16 protein-coding genes are annotated in these 21754 nt (G+C 36.6%); 10 read left to right on the plus strand and 6 right to left on the minus strand.

The features are described from left to right. Positions 1-20 precede the first annotated feature (20 nt). Together GFU89_RS02560 and GFU89_RS02565 are read right to left on the minus strand one after the other, a co-directional pair. A complete protein-coding gene (locus GFU89_RS02560; RefSeq protein WP_318846247.1) occupies positions 21-1292 on the minus strand; it encodes a pyridoxal phosphate-dependent aminotransferase family protein in 1272 nt (423 codons plus the stop codon). A gap of 83 nt (positions 1293-1375) precedes the next feature. After that, positions 1376-2413 carry a cysteine synthase family protein gene (locus GFU89_RS02565; protein WP_318845643.1) on the minus strand — a complete coding sequence of 346 codons (1038 nt, stop codon included), beginning with the start codon at positions 2411-2413 and terminating at the stop codon, positions 1376-1378. 222 nt (positions 2414-2635) lie between these two features. Between GFU89_RS02565 and GFU89_RS02570 the strand changes: the two genes are divergently transcribed. The 10 genes from GFU89_RS02570 to GFU89_RS02615 all read left to right on the plus strand — a co-directional run bounded on the left by GFU89_RS02570 (position 2636) and on the right by GFU89_RS02615 (position 17184). Beyond that, entirely contained in the window at positions 2636-6121 is a 3486-nt protein-coding gene (locus GFU89_RS02570; protein ID WP_318845644.1) for a DUF2723 domain-containing protein, read from the plus strand. An 87-nt stretch (positions 6122-6208) separates the two neighbouring features. Next, positions 6209-7702: a hypothetical protein gene (locus GFU89_RS02575; protein ID WP_318845645.1), complete on the plus strand. Its 1494-nt coding sequence runs from the start codon at positions 6209-6211 to the stop codon at positions 7700-7702. Between the two features lie 111 nt (positions 7703-7813). Beyond that, positions 7814-8338 (plus strand): DUF1697 domain-containing protein, encoded by a 525-nt coding sequence (locus GFU89_RS02580; protein ID WP_318845646.1) that lies wholly within the window; start codon positions 7814-7816, stop codon positions 8336-8338. A gap of 647 nt (positions 8339-8985) precedes the next feature. Next, positions 8986-9795, plus strand: a complete 810-nt coding sequence (gene kdsA / locus GFU89_RS02585; protein WP_318845647.1) for a 3-deoxy-8-phosphooctulonate synthase — start codon at positions 8986-8988, stop codon at positions 9793-9795. Positions 9796-9838: 43 nt separating this feature from the next. Beyond that, a complete protein-coding gene (locus tag GFU89_RS02590; RefSeq protein WP_318845648.1) occupies positions 9839-12076 on the plus strand; it encodes a TonB-dependent receptor plug domain-containing protein in 2238 nt (745 codons plus the stop codon). 192 nt (positions 12077-12268) lie between these two features. Further along, positions 12269-12649 carry an HYC_CC_PP family protein gene (locus GFU89_RS02595; protein WP_318845649.1) on the plus strand — a complete coding sequence of 127 codons (381 nt, stop codon included), beginning with the start codon at positions 12269-12271 and terminating at the stop codon, positions 12647-12649. A 119-nt stretch (positions 12650-12768) separates the two neighbouring features. Beyond that, positions 12769-13242: a DUF3347 domain-containing protein gene (locus tag GFU89_RS02600; protein WP_318845650.1), complete on the plus strand. Its 474-nt coding sequence runs from the start codon at positions 12769-12771 to the stop codon at positions 13240-13242. Between the two features lie 89 nt (positions 13243-13331). Then, positions 13332-16061 carry a multicopper oxidase domain-containing protein gene (locus tag GFU89_RS02605; RefSeq protein ID WP_318845651.1) on the plus strand — a complete coding sequence of 910 codons (2730 nt, stop codon included), beginning with the start codon at positions 13332-13334 and terminating at the stop codon, positions 16059-16061. 38 nt (positions 16062-16099) lie between these two features. Continuing rightward, a complete protein-coding gene (locus GFU89_RS02610; protein WP_318845652.1) occupies positions 16100-16705 on the plus strand; it encodes a DUF3347 domain-containing protein in 606 nt (201 codons plus the stop codon). 26 nt (positions 16706-16731) lie between these two features. After that, complete coding sequence (locus GFU89_RS02615) at positions 16732-17184, plus strand: heme-binding domain-containing protein (RefSeq protein ID WP_318845653.1); 453 nt, start codon at positions 16732-16734, stop codon at positions 17182-17184. 63 nt (positions 17185-17247) lie between these two features. Here GFU89_RS02615 and GFU89_RS02620 read toward each other — a convergent pair whose 3' ends face one another. The 4 genes from GFU89_RS02620 to GFU89_RS02635 all read right to left on the minus strand — a co-directional run bounded on the left by GFU89_RS02620 (position 17248) and on the right by GFU89_RS02635 (position 21595). Then, complete coding sequence (locus GFU89_RS02620) at positions 17248-19278, minus strand: alpha/beta fold hydrolase (RefSeq protein ID WP_318845654.1); 2031 nt, start codon at positions 19276-19278, stop codon at positions 17248-17250. A 64-nt stretch (positions 19279-19342) separates the two neighbouring features. Further along, positions 19343-20461, minus strand: coding sequence for an FAD-dependent monooxygenase (locus GFU89_RS02625; protein WP_318845655.1), 1119 nt, complete (start codon positions 20459-20461; stop codon positions 19343-19345). A 15-nt stretch (positions 20462-20476) separates the two neighbouring features. Beyond that, positions 20477-20977 (minus strand): GNAT family N-acetyltransferase, encoded by a 501-nt coding sequence (locus GFU89_RS02630; RefSeq protein ID WP_318845656.1) that lies wholly within the window; start codon positions 20975-20977, stop codon positions 20477-20479. Between the two features lie 15 nt (positions 20978-20992). After that, entirely contained in the window at positions 20993-21595 is a 603-nt protein-coding gene (locus GFU89_RS02635; RefSeq protein ID WP_318845657.1) for a hypothetical protein, read from the minus strand. Positions 21596-21754 lie beyond the last annotated feature (159 nt).

Raw genomic sequence — 21754 nt, forward strand, 5'->3', positions numbered from 1 at the left:
GGTTTTTTTATTTTTATGAATTAAATCGGTTTAAAACTTAATCCTTGTTCCTGCAGTAATTTTTGTTCCTGCTCTTTATAGTAACCACTTACTAATTTATCATGAATTGCTTCAAATGCGGCCAGAGTTTCATTAATCTCAGCATCCGTATGGGAAGCGGTAGGAATTAATCTTAAAAGAATCATACCCTTCGGAATTACCGGATATACCACTACAGAGGTGAAAATACCGTAATTCTCTCTTAAGTCTTTTACTAATAGAGTTGCTTCTACCGGAGTTCCCTGCATCATTACCGGAGTTACACAAGTGTTGGTATCTCCAATATTGAATCCTCTTTCTGTAAGTCCGTTTTGTAGTTTGTAAACATTCTCCCAAAGTTTAGCTTTGATCTCAGGCTTTGATCTCAGTAGCTCCAATCTTTTTAATCCTCCGATTACCATTGGCATTGTAAGAGATTTTGCGAAGATTTGTGATCTAAGGTTGAATTTCAGATATCTGATGATTTCTTTGTCACCCGCAAGGAATGCTCCGAAACCAGCCATTGATTTAGCAAACGTAGAGAAGTATACATCAATCTGATCATTACAGTCCTGCTCTTCACCTACACCGGCACCTGTTTTACCAAGTGTCCCAAAACCATGTGCATCATCTACCAATAGTCTGAACTGGTATTTTGATTTAAGATCGCAGATTTCTTTGATTTTTCCCTGCTGGCCTCTCATTCCGAAAACACCTTCTGTAATAACAAGAATACCTCCTCCTGTTTCTTCAGCTACCTTAGTTGCTCTCTGAAGGTTTTTCTCAAGACTTGCCATATCGTTGTGCTTATAGGTAAACCTTTTACCGGCGTGAAGTCTTACTCCATCCACGATGCAGGCATGAGAATCCATATCGTAAACAATTACATCATTTCTGCTCACCAAAGCATCAATGGTAGAAACCATTCCCTGATAACCGAAGTTCAATAAGTATGCTGATTCTTTTTTTACAAAGTCTGCCAATTCTCTTTCCAGCTGAAGGTGCTGATCTGTTTCTCCAGACATCGCTCTTGCCCCCATTGGATAGAACATTCCATATTCTGCAGCCGCTTTTGCATCCGCTTCTATTACTTCAGGATGATTACACAGTCCTAAATAGTCATTGGCACTCCAGAAAATTACTTCTCTACCCTGAAATTGCATTCTAGGGCCAATAGGTCCCTCTAATCTTGGGAAAATAAAATAGCCTTCACCATAATCTGCAAATTGTCCAAGTGGTCCTGGATTTTCTTTTATTCTTTCAAAAATATCCAACATTGTATCGTAATTTTTAAGTAAAAAGCCTTTTTTGTATAACACGCAAAAGGCTTTATTTGTATCGTGATTTTATTCGTTTTTTATTTGATGAACTCAGTTTTGAAAACTTCGTCATAATTGTGAACACAGTTGTTGACAAATCCCTGCTCGGCCATCCATTGATCACTGTATACTTTAGTGATGTATCTTGAACCGTGGTCAGGATATATTAAAACAACCATGTCATTTTCTGTCAGTTCATGAGACTGTGCATACTGCATCAGACCTTGTGTGACAGCTCCGGTAGTATAACCTCCCATAATGGCTTCTTTCAAAGCAATTTCTCGGGTTCTGTACGCCGACATTTCATCATTTACCCTTACAAATTCATCCACCTTGTCGAAAAGCAGGGCAGCAGGGATAAGGTTTTTACCCATTCCCTCAATCTGATAAGGATGTACATCTTCTTTGTGAATTTCTCCTGTCTCGTGATAGCTTTTAAGTATAGAGCCATCTGCATCTACTCCGATAATCTTGATATCAGGGTTTTTCTCTTTCAAAAACTTTGCTGAACCCGATAGCGTACCTCCGGTTCCGGTGCAGGCAAAAAGGTGAGTGATCTTACCTTCCGTCTGTTCCCAGATCTCGGGACCTGTAGTCTGATAGTGCGCATCAATATTCAGCTCGTTAAAATATTGATTGATGTAAATAGAATTAGGAGTTTCCTGGGCGATTCTTTTAGCTACTTCATAGTACGATCTTGGGTCATCCGCCGGTACATTGGCCGGGCATATATACACCGTAGCACCCAATGCTTTCAGATAAGCAATCTTCTCAGGTTTTGTTTTATCACTTACTGCAAGAATACATTTATATCCCTTAATGATACATACCATTGCGATAGAAAACCCAGTATTACCGGATGTAGTTTCTACAACTACAGAGTCTTCTTTTAAAAGGCCTTTTTTCTCTGCGTTCTCTATAATATGAAGTGCGATTCGGTCTTTGGTGGAATGTCCAGGATTATATGATTCTAACTTGGCGTAAACGGTTGCTGGAATATCTTTTGTAACAGTATTTAGCTTCACCATAGGAGTTTCTCCTATTAGGCCAAGAATATTATCGTAAACATTACTCATTATTTGTTATTTTCAATAAAAATCTGACTGCAAAAATACAAAAAAATAAATAATTACTAAACTTTTGTTTGATTTCTAGGGCTTAGTTTTATAAAACTTATTTTCTTATTTACAGTTTTGACAGGTCTATATTCGCAAATACTACGCCAAAATTTTTAAATTTTGTTAAAACCCGCATAAAATAAGATAAAAGCCTTATTTTCGCATAATTGATTTAATACTATGAAAAATTGGACTTTTAGGCAATGGAACACCGTTTTAGGATGGGTGATTTTCGTTATTGCTTTTTTCACGTACTTGTCCACCATAGAACCCAATTTCAGTTTTTGGGATTGTGGCGAGTACATTTCTTCTGCAGTAAAACTTGAAGTAACGCACGCTCCCGGAGCTGCTTTATTCCAGATAGTGGGTGCCGTGGCAGCCATTTTTGCATTAGGGAAAGGCGAAAATTATTCCATCGTGATCAACGCGATGTCTGCATTGTTCAGTGCGCTGACTATTTTATTTTTGTTCTGGACGATCACACACTTTGTGAGAAGACTTTTAAACAAAGATTTTGAAGAAATTACAAAACATCAGGAAATCTCTATTTTATTTGCAGGAGCAGTAGGAGCACTTTGCTTTACCTTCTCAGATACATTCTGGTTCTCTGCAGTAGAAGGAGAGGTTTATTCTATGGCTTCTATGTTTATTGCGCTTTTGGTCTGGTTAATCACCAAATGGGAAAATGAGTATAAAGCAGGAGACAGTGAAAGATGGATTATTCTTATTTTCTTCGTTTTAGGACTTTCTGTAGGTGTGCATATGATGGGTATGCTGGCAATCCCTGCAGTATGTCTGGTATATTATGCAAGAAACTATAAGTTTACCTGGAAAAACTTTATCTGGGCAAACCTTATTACACTGGGGATTTTGATTATTGTTTTCAAAATTATCTTCCCTTTAATTATGACGATGTTCGGAAGACTTGAGATTTTCTTCGTAAACGGTCTTGGACTTCCGTTCCACTCAGGAACAATTGTCGCTTTTGTTTTAATGATTGCGATCTGCTATTTCTTAATCAAATATGCAAGAAAAGCAAAGAAGAACATCTATCAGACAGCAGCTTTATCTGTGGTTTTCATGATGATCGGATTCTCTTGCTGGATGGTTATTCCTATCAGAGCGAATGCTAACCCGCCGATGAACCTTAATGACCCCGATACTGCAATTGGTATGTTGGATTATTATAACAGAGAGCAGTATGGTGACTGGCCAACGATCTACGGACAGAATTATACAGCGTTCCTTGATGCTAACGGAATTGAAAAGAATGAAGACGGAAGCTTTAAGACACAAAAAACCGGTGAGATCTATGAAAAAGACGAGAAAACCGGAACGTACAGAAAGACAGGAGACCGTTTCAACTATGTCTTCAGCAAATCTCAGGTAAGCTTAATGCCAAGAATGTTTAATGAGGATAAGGATGTAATGGCTAACTATATTTCAATGTATGGTGCCCCTGATTTTACATTCAATTATGGAAATGAAGATGTAGCAGACAATCCACAGGCTAAACAGATTTTTGACGAGCTGAGAGCGAAATATGAAGACAAGTCAATCACAGCTGCAGATTATCTGAAAGTAAAACCTTATAACCTTATCAATGTTCAGAAGCCTTCATTCCTTCAGAATATGGAGTATTTCATTTCTTTTCAGAACGGATATTACTTTGTAAGATATCTGATGTGGAACTATGTAGGAAGACAGAATGACCTTGAAGGAAACATGGAAAGCACAAAAGGAAACTGGATTTCCGGGATTCCTTTTATAGATAATGTAAACGTAGGAAATCAGGATAAAATGCCTGCTAAATTCAAGAATGAAAGTACGGTAAAATTCTTCTTCCTGCCATTAATTTTAGGTCTTATTGGATTCTTTTTCCAATTGAACAGAGACTTCGGAAGATTCTATGCGTTGTTATCTTTATTTATTTTAACAAGTGTAGGGATTGTTTTCTATACAGGGGTAAAACCTTTTGAACCAAGAGAAAGAGATTATGCAATGGTAGGCTCATTCTACGCATTTGCGATCTGGATTGGTATGGGAGCAGGAGCTATTTTATGGTTCTTACAGTCTAAGATAAAATCAAACGGAGCTAATATTGCTCTAGGTGTGGTTTTATTAGGAGTTCCTTTCATGATGGGCTTCCAGAACTACAATGTTCATGACAGAAGCAACAGATATACCGCTTACGATTATGCGTATTCAGTTTTAAAATCTTTACCGAAAAACGATATCCTTTTCGTTTACGGAGATAATGATACTTACCCGGTTTGGGCGATTCAGGAAACAGAAAGATTCAGAGATGATGTGAAGGTAGTGAACTTTACCCTTGCTTCAACACCTTGGAACCTTGATCAGATCAAGAGGAGAACTTACAACGCTATGGGAATCCCTAGTGAGCTGACCCATGAAGATTACAGAGATGGTGTAAATGATCAGATCTATATGATGAAGAAAGAAGATTGGGAAGGTGTTTTCTCTATGCTGAAAGAGCAGGGAGCTCCTGAAACAGAATTCCAGTCTTTCAGAAAGTATCTTACTCAGGATTCTTTAACCTTGAAAGAAGCGATCAATTTCATTAAAGTTAAATCTCCTGAAAAAGATGAATTATTGAAAATGTACTTCGGAGAAGAGAAATTCGAAAAATACAATATCCTTCCTGTAAACAAATTTATTCTTCCTGTGAACAAGGAAAATGCTTTAAAAGCGGGAATCATCAACAAAGAAGACCTTCCGAATGTAGCTAATCAGATTATGATTACTTACAAAGGAAATACATTGTATAAAAACAATCTGATTTTGATGGATCTTTTAGCGAACTTCGACTGGAAGCGTCCAATCAACTTCTCATCAGGAGGTATCTATGACAGTGAAAATATTTTCTATCTGAACGATTACCTTCAGTTTGACGGATTCAGTTACAGATTAATCCCTATCCAAACACCTCCGACGGCTGATGGAGATATGGGAAGAGTAGATACGAATTCTCTTTATAATGTAGTGAAAAACTTCAGATGGGGGAACTTCAAAAACTTAAATGCTCACTTTGATGAAACGGCTACTTCCAATATCATCAGCTACAGAATGTCTGCAAGCAGAGCTGCATCAGCACTTGCATTGAGCGGACAAAAAGCTAAAGCATTAGAAATTCTGGATCTTGCAGCAAAAGAAATTCCTGCTGAGAAATATAACGACCCTCGTTCATTAAGCTCAATAGTATCAGGATACATTATTGCAGGTCAGGAGCAGAAAGGTCTTCAGATTGCTGAGGTTCTTAAAAAAGGAATCTTTGAAGAATACGATTATTACTTAAGCCTTTCCAAAGCAGATCAAAGCTACCTGAGAAGACAAATGAGAACAAAACCTATGGAATATTCTCTTGTAGTAGCTGCGGTAACCGATGCTTACACGAAGATTGGCCAGAAAGAAAAAGCATATGCTTATCTGGTAAAATCCATAGAGCCGATTGATAAGAAGTTCAATGTATTTGTCAAAGATCTTCAGGAAATGGGCAAAGAGAAGGCGATGAAAGAGTCTGAAAATGTACAGCAGATCACGCCATTCTATCAATATTTATTTGATGTCATGGAACCTTATGATTCTACTTATTCAAAAGAAAAAGAAAATCAGATTACTACTGCGATTATCAAAGCAACTAAATAAAATACTTAAAACGGGACTTCGGTCCCGTTTTTTTATTATTGGGATTCCTGAATATTAAGGCTATATTTGTGAAAGTAAAAATACATAATGTCCGAAACACAAAATCGCAAATTCCCAATCTATGCCGTAATTGTTACGGTTCTTTTTAAACTTCTTTTTTTACTGACACACTATATTCAGGAGGATGCATTTATTACCTGGAGGGTAGCTCAGAATCTACTGGATTATGGAGTAATTGGATTCAATGGAGATGCTAAAATTTCTGCATCTACCACCCATTTGTATGTTTTTGTATCTTACCTTTTCAATCTTGTTTTTGGCAAAGAAAACTTTATTGAACCTCTTTTGATTTTTAATTCTATACTGTTTACCATAGGAACTTTATTGCTTTCCCATTTGGTTCTTAAAAACCCGTGGCATAAAGCAATCTTTATATTTTTGATCGGTATTTTACCACCAGCCATTAAAATTTCAATCCTTGGAATGGAGTATGGTATCCTGTTTTTCTTGGAAATGGCATTGCTGTATTATGGCTTCCATAAAGGAAAAAAATGGGTCCTGACACTTCTTCCGGTGTTAATTATGTTTACCAGAATTGATACCGTGATATTCCTGGGAATTGTATTTCTTGTAGATCTTTTCTGGAACAGAAAAATCAAATGGAATTATATTTTTGGAGGCATTCTGGGTGTTTTATCAACAGTTGCTTTCAACTGGTTTTACTTTGGTGAATTGGTTAATAATACCATTACTGCGAAAAAACTACTTTACAGTGAGAACTTTACGATCCAGCAGCATATCGGCTACTTTTTCAAGAGTTTTGGAAACTTTTGGGGAATGCTGAAACTTCCGGGAGATTTTAATCCTGTGACGGTTGTGGTATTAATCTTTGAACTGCTTTGCTTTATTTATCTGATCAGACAAAGAGAGAAGAGAAACTATTTTTTATGGATGATCTTTATCTTTGGATGGGCAAAACAGATGGTTTTTATTTCTCAAAAGAGCTTGTTTGACTGGTATTACTGGGTACCGCAGATTTTGCTTTTCGTTCCGGTTCTTATTTTCGTGTTGGAGCAAAAAGAGAAGAGAAATCTATGGCTGTCATTACTTATTGTATTTTATATTTTCCCGATGTTGGTTTTCCAGACCGTTCACTGTATTGCAACAGGAAATGGAGAGTGGAACTACCGCAGAACAATTGGTACCTTTTTAAATCAATATGAAAAAGACAAAAATCAATGGATCTTACTGGAACCGGCTGGTTATGTACCTTATTTTTCAGGATTAAAAACAATTGATGAGGTTGGATTGGTAGATAAACAGATTCAGGAGGAGATTAAAAAGGATAAGGTAAATTACTGGATCAATACTGTAAAGACTAGAAAACCGAAATATCTTCTTTCTTACCAAAATCTATATGAAGGCAACAATGCGAATTCCTTATATTATCAAACCCATTACAGACTTTTGAAGGAATTCAGAGTAAAGGATCATCTGAAAAGTGATAATAAGATTTTAGAGAAAATTTACAATCTGAAACCTTCCGGAACAGACTATAATTTGTACATTAGGGTTGATTAAAAGATTGAAATATTTAAGCATTTAAAGATTTAAAAGATGAAAATTCCTTAACTCTTTTACTCTCAAACTTAAAACTTAAAACCTGCAACCTATAACCTAAGCCCTAAAAAAATGAAATACTGTGCTTTTCTCCGTGGTGTCAACGTAAAAGGAACCAATATGAAAATGGCTGATGTCTGCCAGGTTTTTAAAGATGCCGGTATGAAAGACGTGAGCTCAATATTGGCTTCCGGAAATATTGTATTTTCTTCAGATAAAAGTGTGGAAGATTTAAAGACCGTTCTTGAAAAAGCGATGTCTGAACATTTTTCATATGAAGCTTTTCTGTTTGTAAAATCTCAGGCAGAGACAGAGGTTTTTTGGAACAGTATTCCTTTTGAAAAGAATGAAAACTTTCATATTTATAGTTTTGTCGGTATTCCGGGCGTGGAAAAAGTTTTGATGGAAGAGTTTCAAAAAGCAGCCCAGACAGTAGATGAAAAGGCGCAGATTATCAATAATATATTTTATTGGCAGGTTCCGAAAGGAAATACCCTAGATTCTACCTTTGGAAAAGTTTTAGGAAAGAAAAGTCTTAAAGATCAGTTTACCAGCAGGAATGTAAATACATTTGAGAAAATTCTGAAGAAATTCTAATAAATCATCATGGATGCTTCGACAGGCTCAGCATGACATCGCTAAAAAATGACGCTAATGTAATGTGGCTTTGCCGTGTTTGTACATTGCTTGTTTATACTGTTTATTATAATTTTAGCATTAATAAAACAGCTAGTATTAGGGCTGTCATGCTGAGTCTGTCGAAGCATCCGTCAATTCATAACCGGAAATTCAAGATTCTTTTGATTACATATTGTCTATTGTAAGGTACACGTTAATAAAAACAGCTAGTATTAGAGTTGTCATGCTGAGCCTGTCGAAGCATCTGTCAATTAATAATCAGAAACCAATATTCTTTTGATTACCAAATGGCTATCTTCTGATTCACTTATTTAAAAACAATTAGTATTAGAGTTGTCATGCTGAGCCCGTCGAAGCATCTGTCAATTCATAACAAGAAATTCAAGATTCTTTTGATTACCATATTGTCTATTGTAAGGTACACGTTAATATAAACAGCTAGTATTAGAGTTGTCATGCTGAGCCTGTCGAAGCATCTATCAATTAATAATCAAAAATCCAAAAGAGTTAAAAACTATTGCAACCATAGCCTGTTAAAGCAACCAAATAATTTCCATTTGTGAAACTTTCTCAGTATTTTTACTGAACTTTTTAATTACAACAAAATGATTCAGTATTTAGATAATATTTCGCACAAAGATTCAAAAAACTTTTTCCTTATTGCCGGACCTTGTATTATTGAAGGGGAAGATATGGCATTAAGAATTGCTGAAAAAGTAATCAACATTACAGATAAATATAATATTCCCTATATTTTCAAAGGAAGTTTCAAAAAGGCAAACAGAAGCCGTGTAGATTCTTTCACAACCATTGGGGAAGAAAAATCTCTTGAAATCCTTAAAAAAGTAGGAGAGACGTTTAATATTCCTACCACAACGGATATTCATGAAAATGAGCATGCAGCGTTGGCAGCACAATATGTAGATGTTCTGCAGATTCCAGCATTCCTTGTACGTCAGACTGATTTATTAATTGCAGCCGCTAAAACAGGAAAATGTGTGTCTTTGAAAAAAGGGCAGTTCCTTTCACCAGAAGCAATGAAGTTTGCGGTTCAGAAGGTGACGGATTCTGATAATCCGAAGGTAGCCATCATTGAAAGAGGAAATTCTTTTGGATATACAGACCTGATCGTAGATTATAGAGGAATTCCTACCATGAGAGAATATGCTCCTGTGATTTTGGATGTTACACACTCGTTACAGCAGCCTAACCAAAGCTCCGGGGTTACAGGAGGAAGACCAGACCTTATTGAAACTGTTGCCAAAGCAGGAATTGCTGTAGGTGCAGATGGAATTTTCATTGAAACACACCCTACACCGGAAACCGCATTGTCTGATGGTGCCAACATGTTAAGATTAGATTTATTAGAAGATTTGTTACAAAAATTGACAAGAATTAGAGAATCGATTTTGTAATTGTTAAAAAAACATTAATTTTAGAAATTCTAAAACATTTCTTTTGAAAAAACTAGTTTTACCGCTAAGCCTTATGGTCCCGTTTCTGATTTTCTCCCAACAAAGGAAAAAAGATACAGCGACCACTAGAGTGACCGATATAGAGGAAGTTATCTTCCAGAAAAAAGCAACAGGAAGAACAAACGACCTTACCAATGTGAGAATTTCAGCAAAAGAAGCGAAAGCTGTAGCTTCTATCAACGGTGGAATTGAAGGATTGCTTAAAACACTTCCTTCCGTAAACTCCAATACCGAGCTGTCTTCCCAATATATGGTTCGTGGTGGAAACTATGATGAAAACCTTATCTACATCAATGATATTGAGATCTACAGACCTTTCCTGATCAGAAACTCACAGCAGGAAGGGATGAGTATCATCAATCCGGATATGGTTTCTGCAGTCAATTTTTCTGCAGGAGGATTTGAAGCCAAATATGGAGATAAAATGTCTTCAGCTTTAAATATCTATTACCGTGAACCTGAAAAATTTGAAGTTTCAGGAGAGGCTAGTTTAATTGGAGGCAGACTGACAACAGGTCTGGCTTCAAAAAATAAAAAATTCACAGCCTTATTTTCCGGTAGATATAGAAATACTAACCTTGTTCTTAATACATTAAAGGAAGATACAGACTTTAACCCGACCTATTGGGATTTTCAGTCTTATCTGAACTATCATGTTAATGATAAATTAACTTTATCATTCATTGGATATTATTCCAAGAATGATTATGAGATGATTCCTAAGCAGAAGAGTGTTACTTTCGGAAGCCTTCAGCAGCCTATTACAGTAAATATAGGGTATGGAGGTAAAGAAAATGACCAGTATAAAAATATGATGGGTACATTCTCCATGAACTATAAGCCAACAGACAAATGGAAGCTTACCTTGGATGCCTTTGCTTATCAGAACAGGGAAAAAGAATATTACACCATACAGTCGGCATATGAACTGCAGACATTTGATCCCAAAACACAGGAGCCGGTGGCTTCTTTCGACCTTGGTGGACAGATAGAGCATGCAAGAAACGACTTATTTGTAAGAACATACGGAACACAGTTCAGAGCCAAATTTTCTCCTAATGTCAATACCGACTTTGAAGTTGGATTCAAATATGAGAAAGAAAATCTGAAGGATTTTACCAACGAATGGAAATTGGTAGATTCCGCAGGATACAGCATTCCAAGACCGGAAGTGATTGATCCGAGAACAGGAACTACCGGAGATCTTAAACTTGCTTACTATATTGCAGGACAAAATAATATTGAGCCTACAAGACTTTCAGCTTATGCACAGTATTCGCAGAAATTCTACTGGGGAGCCAGCAAAGTATTTGTGAATGCCGGAGTACGTGTTGCCAACTGGAGCTTCAATAAAGAAACTATCTTTTCGCCAAGAGTCCAGTTTGCTATAAAGCCGGATTGGGACAACGATATGTTGTTTAAGTTATCAGGAGGAATCTATTATCAGGCTCCTTTCTATAAAGAGATTAAAGATCTGGATGGTAATTTCAACTCAAATATTAAGTCACAGCGCTCTATACAGTTGATTCTTGCCAATGATTACGAGTTCGAAATGTATGACAGACCATTTAAGCTTACTACAGAACTTTACTATAAAAAAATGGATAACCTGATTCCGTATTATATGGATAATGTAAGGATCCGTTATTCCGGACAGAATAATTCTAAAGGATATGCTTATGGTATTGATACAAGATTATTCGGTGAATTCGTTCCCGGTGTAGATTCATGGTTATCTGCAAGTTATGCAAGGGTGTACGAAAATATTGACGGAAGAGGAGATATTCCAAGACCTACAGATCAGAGATTAAGATTTGCTATGTTTTATCAGGATTATATGCCAAGCTTCCCATCTATGCGTGTAAATCTTACTTTGGTGTATGCCATGGGATTACCAACAGGAGCTCCAGTGTTGTTTGATAGTAACGGCCAGCCGGACTTTACAGCAGCCTACAACTATCAGAAGACTCTTCCTTCTTATAAGAGAGTAGATTTAGGATTGACAAAAGTATTCATAGATCCGAAAGAGAAAAATAAGAGATCCGGTTTCTGGGGTAATTTTGAAGAGCTGACGTTAGGCGTTCAGGTTTTCAATGCATTTAATATCAATAATACGATTGCAAACCAATGGATTACAGATTATAATACCAATAATATGTATCCGGTTCCGGTACGTCTTACAGGACGTTTCTTTAATGTGAAATTAGAATTCAGACTGTAAAAATAAAAGGATGAGGTTAATTTTTAACCTTCCAACGATAAAATTGTTCAATCCGCAAGATTCGTGGAGATGAATTAAAATATAAAAAGCTTTCGATTGTGTCGGAAGCTTTTTTCATTTCCCGAATTTTATAACAATATTACCTAATTTTATAACAATGATGTCATAGATATTTTTAATTTTGTCTTGTCAATGAAAAAGATTCTTGCCATATTGTTTTCTATTTTCTACTTCGGGTTTTCTTCTGGAGCAGCTTTTAGCATTCATTATTGTATGAAAGAATTTGTTTCTGTAAGCCAGAAAACAGATGATATCTGTGCTAAATGCGGCGTTAAGGACAAAAAAGGATGCTGCAAAACAGAGATCAAAGTAGTAAAAGTAGATGATTCTCAGAAATCAGATTTGCTTAAAATTGATTTTTTAGACCAGATTTCAGAAATTCCTGTGAAACATCAGTTTGCTGTTATTGATAAGTCTTTTTCAGTAAGCAAGTATACTCAAATCCAGATCAATGCACCGCCTGAATTCCGGCCGGTACCTATCTACGTCAATCATTGTAATTTTAGAATTTAGAATTCGTCTGTCGTTTTCTGTATCATCTTGGATACGGTTACGGACGACATGTCCTGACGCATTTTCCTGATGCGTTACCCATTATTCTTTATTAAAAATTAATTCTAAAATTTAAAACAATGAAAAAATATATCATCACAGCAGCCTTTTCTTTATTCTCAATTATCTCACTATCAGCACAGTCTAAAAAGGATGCCCAGGTTTCTAAACTGTATCAGAACTACATCGCAATCAAATCAGCGTTAGCTTCAGATGATGCTGACAAAACTTCAAAAGCCGCAACGGAATTTATTAAAACAGCTTCAACCATTGATTATAAAATGGTTTCAGAAGGTAATCTTAATGTTCTTAGAAAAGATGCTTCTGTCATTTCCGAAGCGCGAAATGTTGCTGCACAAAGAGAAACTTTTCTCAATCTTTCTGATAATATGATTGCTTTGACCAAACAGTTCAAACTTTCTGATAAACCAGTCTACGTTCAATATTGCCCAATGGCAGATGGGAGCTGGCTGAGTAATGAAAAACAGATTGCCAACCCATACTACGGGAAGTCTATGCTTTCATGTGGAAGCGTAAAGTCAGAGATTAAATAATTAGTCTATTATTCTTAAAAATAATAAGTTGTATAGCTTAAGTTATAATTGACTTTAAGTTGTGCAACTTCTAAAAACTTTGAAATATTATGAAAAAACTGATAATGTTTCTGGTGCTTTTATTTTCTGTTTTTACTTTCGCACAAACTACAAAAACGTATTATACCTGTCCTATGCACGCTGAAGTGGTGTCCTCAAAACCTGGAGACTGCCCAAAATGTGGAATGACTCTGGTTAAAAAAACTGTCGTTGTAAAACCGGAAGCGAAACCTGTAGCTAAAACAGAAACAAAAGCAAAACCTGCAGAAACACAAATAAATAAGGCAAATAAAGCAAAAGTAATAAAGCCTTCTGTTCAACCAGAGAAAAAAGCTGCATCACCAGCTAAAACTTCGGTCTTATCTCAAAATAAAGCTGCTTACACATGCCCGATGCATCCTGAAGTAGTTTCGGATAAGCCGGGAAAATGTCCTAAATGCGGGATGGATCTGGTAGAAAAAGAAGATCATTCCCATACTCAGGCTGAAAATTCAAAAGAGGAAAAATCTATTTTAAAACGTAATTCCGAAAACGGAAGAATTACTTTCGGTGGAAAAAGAGTTCGCTATGATCTGTATGTAAAAGATACCATTGTCAATTTCACCGGAAAAAACAGGAGAGCAATTGCGATCAACGGGAAACTTCAGGCTCCAACTTTATATTTTACCGAAGGAGATACCGCCGAAATTTACCTGCACAATATGCTTAAGGAAAAAACAGGATTGCACTGGCATGGAGTAATTCTTCCGAATGAGCAGGATGGAGTTCCATTCCTTACCACAAAACCGGTATTGCCAGGAGAAACCCACTTATACAAATTCAGAGTTTCTCAAAACGGAACATATTGGTATCATTCTCACGAAGCCCTTCAGGAGCAGATAGGAATGAATGGAATTCTGGTTTTCAAGAAAAGAGAAGGTGAGCCAAAAACCGAATACAATGCTGAGATTCCGGTATTGCTGGGAGATTGGAGTGATGATGACCCTATGCAGATTGCAAGAAGGCTTCATATGGCCAATACAGACTGGTATGCTGTAAAGAAAAATGCTGTACAGAGTTATTGGGAAGCTATCAAGTCAGGAAACTTTGGGACAAAAGCGCTGAATGAATGGAAAAGAATGGAAGCGATGGATGTAAGTGATGTCTATTATGATAAATTCCTGATCAACGGGGCTCCAAGTTCAGATTATTCTAATGTAAAACCAGGAGATAAAGTAAGATTAAGAGTGGCCAATGGAGGCTCATCTACTTATTTCTGGCTGAATTACGGAGGTGGAAAGATAAAAGTAGTCGGAAATGATGGTAATGATGTAGTTCCGATAGAAGTTGACCGTTTGATTGTCGGAGTTTCCGAAACTTATGATATTGAAGTCACGATTCCTGAGAATAAAAGCTTTGAATTCAGAGCGACTTCAGAAGACAGAATAGGGCATGCTTCCCTTTGGCTGGGTTCAGGTGAAAAGGTAGAAGCACCCAATCTTCCAAGGCTGATGCTTTTTGAAGGTATGAAAATGATGAACGGCATGATGGAAATGAGCGGAAATATGAAGCCCATGACAATGACGATGGGAAATCAGATGATGGACATGAACGAAGTAATGTATCCGGAATTATCTGAAAATCAAAGAAAAACGACAGCGAAACATATCAATGAGATGATGGGAGTGAAGACGAAAGAAGATAAGAAAGAAGATCATTCTCAACACTCAGGAATGGATATGGGAGAAGAAAAAACCATTAAAAGATTGTCTTACAATATTTTAAAATCTCCTGAAAAAACCATTCTTCCTACAGACAGCATTCGTGAAATGAAGTTTACACTGGAAGGAAATATGAACCACTATCTGTGGACGCTGGATAATAAAACCGTAACGGAAACAGATAAGATTCTGATTAAAAAGGGAGAAATTCTTAGAATTAAAATGTATAATAATTCTATGATGCGCCACCCGATGCACCTTCACGGTCATGATTTCAGATTAATCAATTCAAAAGGAGAATATTCTCCATTGAAAAACGTGGTAGATATCATGCCAATGGAAACTGTAACGATAGAATTTGCAGCGAATCAGGATGGCGACTGGTTTTTCCACTGCCATATCTTATACCATATGATGGCAGGGATGGGAAGAGTCTTCAGCTATGAAAATTCTAAACCCAATCCACAGCTTCCAAACAGAAAACTCGCCTGGAAAAATTTTATACAGGATAATAAAATGACCAGTTCTATGGCGATGCTGGATGTGGCAAGTAATAAGATTCATGCAGAAACGATGACGATGTTCGGACCGAGATGGGCTAACCTTAATGAGTTTCATTCTAACTGGAATTTTGACCATTTTGAAGGAAGTGCAAAAGTAGGACGATTTTTAGGGAAATTCCAGTGGGCGCTTCCCTATGCAGGAGTAAGAGTTCAAAAAAATCATGAGATCATGGAAAGGCAGATGGCAGAAGAAATGGGGACGGATTTTCATGGTAAAAAAACATGGTTTGGGCAGCAGAAAGCTTCAAAAAACAAATTTGCATTCATGGTGGGTATGCAGTATGTGCTTCCCATGTTGATTACAGCTGATGCAAGTGTAGATCAAAACGGAAAAGTATTATTAGAACTGAGCCGTGAGGATATTCCGCTTTCCAGAAGATTGAGAGGTAACTTCAGTGTCAATTCAGACGGTGAATTCTCAACAGGAATGAGGTATATTCTTCAAAAATGGTTATCCGTTTCCGGAAACTATGATAATGAAATGGGCTGGGGTGCAGGTGTTACTTTAACATACTAATAAGCAGTAGAATCTTTATAAAATTAATTAGCAAAACAATGAAAAACATATTAACCGTTCTTTTAGTAGGAACTCTTTTATACTCTTGTAATAAAAACAGTTCTTCAAAAAAGGTAACAGAAACTGATCTTAAAACTCAGGAAGAGCCATCCGTAGCGGCTGCACCGATAAAATCAGAGAATGATTCTGAGAAAGATAAAAAGGAATCAACAGTTTCTTCAGTATTTTCAGTAAAGCAAATTGTTGAAGGTTATCTTCCTTTAAAAAATGCTTTAACGAAGGATGATTCTAAAACAGCCTCATTAGAAGCTAAAAAGCTATATTCTGTCTTAAAAAAACAGGATGTGAGTAAGCTAAGCTCTGAAATAAAGGATATTGTAGAAAGTGCAGCAGAAAACGCGGAACATATCGGTGAAAAATCTGATGATATAGCTCATCAGAGGGAACATCTGCTATCCTTGAGTAATGATATTACTGATTTAATAAAAGAAAAAGGAACTGACGGATTGAAATTATACCAGGACTTCTGTCCAATGTATAATAATGGAAAAGGCGGAACCTGGATCAGTGAATCGGAAGAGATTATCAATCCATATGAAGGACAGAAAATGATTAACTGTGGATCTGTAAAAAAAGTATTTTAAAATTGTAAAAAGAGATGAACCGACACATGAAAAACATATTGTTAGGGTTTGTTCTAATTTTTTTACTTATTCAGATAATTCAGCCTGCCCGTAATATTGATTATGGGCAGGTTCCTTCTACAGATATTTCAAAGGTTTACAAACTTCCTGAGAATGTGCAGTCTGTTCTTACAAATTCCTGCTATGACTGCCACAGCAATTCTACTCATTATCCATTTTATTCTTATATACAGCCTTTAAGTTATTATCTTGAAAAGCATATTAAAAAAGGAAAAGAAGAATTGAATTTTAATGAATGGGGTAGTTACAGCCGTCGTAAACAGACCAATAAATTAGAATCTATTGCGAATCAAATACAGCAGAAAAAAATGCCGCTAACCTCTTATATTTATCTTCATCCGGAAGCTAAACTTTCCGAAAAACAGATAGAAGAAATAGTTCACTGGATAGAGCTGATGCAGACTGAAAATAAAAAATAAGAACTTAAAAATAAAAGCCATCTCGTGAAAATGAGATGGCTTTATTTAATTAATACAGAAACTTTATTTAGAAGCTCCCGCGGTTTTTTCGTTTTTTGGTGTATAAGTCACTTTTGAAATATCAACCGTCATTTCCTTCAGGCGTTTTGCCACATTGTCAGGCATTTCTTTCTGGTATCTTCCACCAATGACTTCAGCAAGGAATTTCTCGGTTTCAGCATACATAGCCATGCTATTAACCGGCTTACGGAATCCGTGGCCTTCATCATCAGCAAGGATGTAATTTACCTTTTTACCTTTATCGCGCAGTGCAATGACAATCTGATCCGCTTCAGCCTGCTTTACTCTTGGATCATTCGCTCCCTGCACAATCAGTAACGGTTTATTGATCTTATCCACACTGAATAACGGGCTGGCATCATGCATACGTTTTTTACCTTCTTCTGTTTTAGGATCACCTACCATTCCGTAAAGGAAAGCACGGGCAGCTTCCCAGTAAGCAGGTACAGAATCCAATAGGGTAAAGAGGTTGCTTGGCCCCACAATATCTACTCCGGCAGCATATACATCTGGAGTGAATGCTAACCCTGCCAGCGTTGCATATCCACCGTAGCTTCCTCCAATGATTACTACTTTATTTTTGTCTGCAATTCCTTTATCGATCAGGTATTTTACGCCCCATGTGATATCGTCCTGCATCAGTTTTCCCCACTGAAGATCTCCGCCATTCTGGAATTTTTTACCATATCCGCCACTCGCTCTGAAGTTAGGCTGTAATACCGCATATCCTCTGTTGGCTAAAAATTGTACGGTTGAGTTGTATCCCCAATAATCTCTTGGACCTTTCGGGCCTCCGTGAACTAGAACAACTACAGGTACATTTTTTCCGCTTGATCCTACTGGTAAAGTCAGATAAGCCGGAATTTCAAGTCCGTCACTGCTTTTATAAGAAATAGGAGTCATTGCAGCCAGATACTTTTCAACTTTTTTCAATTCCGTTCTTGGTGTATACTGGAAAATCAGCTGTTTTGTTTTTGAATCAAAGAAGTATGCTTCAGAAGCATATTTATCACCTCCAACAGCAACTAAGAATTTAGAATAATCATTCGTAGAGCTTGAAAAATTAACTTCTCTTCCAGGAAATTTACTTTGCAGAAATTTATAGTTGTCTTCCCAGGTTTTGTCTTTCCAGTAGTACTCTGTTTTATCTCCTGTGTAAGAAGTGTAGATCATCTTCCTTGTATTTCTGTCCAGGAACAATCCTCCAAAATCCACTTTATCTTTAGGATCACTTTCTATTTTTGTAATCTGTTTGGTTTTCGGATCCATCAGGAATAAGGTTGATTTATCAAGGTTTCCTTTATTGGTTACCAGATAGAATTTAGAATTATCTTCATTCCAGTTGGAGATATAAGCGCTTTCCGTTACTAAAGTCTCATAAATAGGAGTGAGTTTATCTCCTTCTTTATAAAAAAACTGTGTAGTTCCTTTATCATCCGTTTTGGACAGGACTCTTAATTTTTCATCCCAATCAAATTCATAACTTGTGATACGGTCAGTATTTTCATACATCTTTTTCAGTTCGCCTGTAGAAATTTTCAATGAATATAAATCATGCCATGCTTTATCACGGTTGTTCAATCCAATCATCAATAGATCAGGATCTTTTCTGCTCACCATATAAATCTGAGCCGTCACATCCTTAAGCGGTGTTATATTTCTGGATTCCGGAACTCCAGTGGTTACTTTTGCCATAGGATCTACAGCGAAAATATTCATGTTCTCATCACCATTTCCATCTTTTACATACAGAATATATTTTCCGTCTTCCGACCAGAAATATCCGTTCATCGGGCGCTTGCTGTCCGTTAATGGACGGGCTTTTTCAAATGGTTCATCAATTTTTTTCACCCATATATTCATAATGCCTCCATACTCTTTGGTAAAGGAAATCCATTTTCCATCAGGGCTCAACTGTCCTCCGGAAATTTCCGGGTTTCCAAAAAATAAACCTCTGTCCAGTACCGGGACCTCCTGTGCTCGTGCTGTATGTACTCCTATGAATAAGAGCAATACGTAAAAGATTTTTTTCATGTTTTTAATTTTAGTTGTTATTAATGAATCGAATATAAATTTTATCTTTTCTTAATCCGGATCTTTACATTTCCAGTTCTATAATCTTTTTAGCCATTTTCTGATTCATACTTTCCGGAATCATGCTCATGAGAAAATTACGTATTGAATTTCCTCTTTCCCATTGAGAAACCTTTCCGATAGTCCGGCTTGTGTTGACGATATAATCTACTTTTTTTCTTCTGATGCCTTGAAACGCTTCAAAAACCGCATTGAAATCCTGATGTTTCTCCAGCAGTTTTCCGATGATATAAGCATCTTCAATGGCCTGACAGGCACCTTGTCCCATATTGGGAGTTGTGGCGTGGGCAGCATCTCCAATCAGACATAGATTTTCAGAATACCATTTGGGAATAGGAGCGAGGTCGGAAATCGTATTACAAATAATATTGTCGTTTGGTGTAGCTTCAATCAGTTGTAGGACCAAAGGATCAAAATCATTAAAAATCTCTGCAATTTCAAGATATCTCCCGAAACTTTTTTCATTGATACAGGCATACCAGTATACTTTCTTATCAGAAATTTTTACAAATCCAAAACGCTTTCCTTTTCCCCACATTTCAAAAGCTTCCTGATGATGTTTTTCGGGGAGATCAAAGTCCAGCAGACCACGCCAGCATTTCTGCCCTGAATTTCGGATGGTTCCTGTTTTTAAAATCTGGTTTCTAATAGGAGATTTTATACCATCAGCCCCAAAAACGATTTGGCTCTCAATTTGATTTCCGTTTTCAAAATCTAAAATATAGTTTTCTCTCTTCTCAATTTTCTGTAAAGAATGATTCAGCTTAATGGAATCGGGAGAAAGGTTTTCAGCTAAAATTTTTTGGAGTTCAGCACGGTGGATCGCAACATTACATGAATTATATTGCGCTTCAAGTTCCAGAATTTCTGTCTTGGAGATGGTCTGTAAAGATTCATTAGCAATAACAATTCTGTGAATTTTATTACCGGCTTTTTCAATTTTTTCTTTTAATCCCAGTTGATCAAAAACCTGCATCGCATTCACTGCCATCATAATTCCTGCTCCTACAGGTTTTATTTCGGGAGCGGATTCATAGATCGTGAAATCATACTGATGCTGTTTCAGTATATTTCCGAGGGTCAATCCTCCGATTCCGGCTCCGATGATTGAGATGGTGTTCATAAGACATCATTTAATTTATATTGTTAAAATATAGCTTTCCGATACCTTTTTAAAACCATATTTACTAAAAAAGTTGTGCGCACCATGGTTGTTAACTCCGCTTTCTAACAATATAAAACTGATATTCCAGTTTTTAGATTCATGAATGGCTTTCTCTAAAAGTGTACTTCCAAGTGACTGGCCTCTTACAGACTGATCCAGAAGCATATCTTCTAAGATTGCATACTTTTTAAAAGGGCTGTTGATCACATTGAAAACCATCATTCCGACAATTTCTGCGTTTTCATTTTCTGCGATCAGAATATTCAGCTTGGAACTGCCATCAGAATTAAAATCAGAAATAAGCTGTTCGGTAAGGATCAGTTCAAGATCCGGATTCCAGTGATGAGAATCGATGGCTCTGCCGGACATCATCTCGCCATGGGAAATATAAGAGTCTGTTTTATGGGTAATAAAAAAGTCTACCAGTTCTTTAACGCGGGCTTTATCAGTGAGCCATTTTGTAGTATATTTCATGAGGTGTAGTGGTATTTATTTTAATTTTTTCAACTCTTCCAGCAGTTTGTTTTGCTTATTAATGAATTGAGTGAGACTGTCTGTTTTCAGAGGATGTGCATTCTGGTACTTTTCAATTTCAGGAAGCGTTTTTCTGATCTTGAATACAATATATTGATCATGAAGGGTTACCCGATTTGCTCTTATTTTTGTAATAAGATCTCTGATGGCCCGAGTTTTTATATTGTATTGATCTGAACTGGTTTTGATTTCTGCTTTAATCTGTTTTTTTGTAATAGAATCAGTGACAGAGTTCGATAATGCAGTCGCATCATTGTAGTATGTTTCTGATTTGCGAATAACATCATCATATTCAGTTATTGCAGCTTCAGCTTCCTGATCAATAGCTTCTATTTTTTTGTCAAGATCCTGTAAAATCTTATCATTTTTGATAAGCTCCTGATAGATTTCATGAACAAGATTTCCATTACGCGAATATGTATTTTTCCTAATAGAACTTGAAACTGAAAATTCAGCATTGTCAACCGCATTTTCTACAGCTGGAGCTTGCCGCGATTTATTTTCACTGCAGGAAAGTATAGAGAGAGCCAGGAGAGAGGTGAAAAGTATTTTTTTCATAGTATGTTTTATTTTGGTGGATAATCAACATCATATCCCAGCAACTAAAATTAGTCATTTAGATTTTATTGCAAATGAGTAAAGGATATGATTTTAATTAGTTGAACAAACTGAGAAAAATGTTACAGAAGTGTGCAGACTGAATGTAATCAGTCCTGC

The sequence above is a fragment of the Chryseobacterium sp. JV558 genome (genome assembly GCF_033712365.1).
In the GTDB taxonomy this organism is placed as follows: Bacteria; Bacteroidota; Bacteroidia; order Flavobacteriales; family Weeksellaceae; genus Chryseobacterium.

What these genes read in the sequence shown, in the direction of transcription:
- kdsA (WP_318845647.1), top strand. Translation starts at nt 8,986, where the DNA reads ATGATTCAGTATTTAGATAATATTTCGCACAAAGATTCAAAAAACTTT.
- GFU89_RS02615 (WP_318845653.1), top strand. Translation starts at nt 16,732, where the DNA reads ATGAAAAACATATTGTTAGGGTTTGTTCTAATTTTTTTACTTATTCAG.
- GFU89_RS02625 (WP_318845655.1), bottom strand. Translation starts at nt 20,461, where the DNA reads ATGAACACCATCTCAATCATCGGAGCCGGAATCGGAGGATTGACCCTC.
- GFU89_RS02595 (WP_318845649.1), top strand. Translation starts at nt 12,269, where the DNA reads ATGAAAAAGATTCTTGCCATATTGTTTTCTATTTTCTACTTCGGGTTT.
- GFU89_RS02600 (WP_318845650.1), top strand. Translation starts at nt 12,769, where the DNA reads ATGAAAAAATATATCATCACAGCAGCCTTTTCTTTATTCTCAATTATC.
- GFU89_RS02610 (WP_318845652.1), top strand. Translation starts at nt 16,100, where the DNA reads ATGAAAAACATATTAACCGTTCTTTTAGTAGGAACTCTTTTATACTCT.
- GFU89_RS02570 (WP_318845644.1), top strand. Translation starts at nt 2,636, where the DNA reads ATGAAAAATTGGACTTTTAGGCAATGGAACACCGTTTTAGGATGGGTG.
- GFU89_RS02565 (WP_318845643.1), bottom strand. Translation starts at nt 2,413, where the DNA reads ATGAGTAATGTTTACGATAATATTCTTGGCCTAATAGGAGAAACTCCT.
- GFU89_RS02630 (WP_318845656.1), bottom strand. Translation starts at nt 20,977, where the DNA reads ATGAAATATACTACAAAATGGCTCACTGATAAAGCCCGCGTTAAAGAA.
- GFU89_RS02580 (WP_318845646.1), top strand. Translation starts at nt 7,814, where the DNA reads ATGAAATACTGTGCTTTTCTCCGTGGTGTCAACGTAAAAGGAACCAAT.
- GFU89_RS02605 (WP_318845651.1), top strand. Translation starts at nt 13,332, where the DNA reads ATGAAAAAACTGATAATGTTTCTGGTGCTTTTATTTTCTGTTTTTACT.
- GFU89_RS02575 (WP_318845645.1), top strand. Translation starts at nt 6,209, where the DNA reads ATGTCCGAAACACAAAATCGCAAATTCCCAATCTATGCCGTAATTGTT.
- GFU89_RS02635 (WP_318845657.1), bottom strand. Translation starts at nt 21,595, where the DNA reads ATGAAAAAAATACTTTTCACCTCTCTCCTGGCTCTCTCTATACTTTCC.
- GFU89_RS02620 (WP_318845654.1), bottom strand. Translation starts at nt 19,278, where the DNA reads ATGAAAAAAATCTTTTACGTATTGCTCTTATTCATAGGAGTACATACA.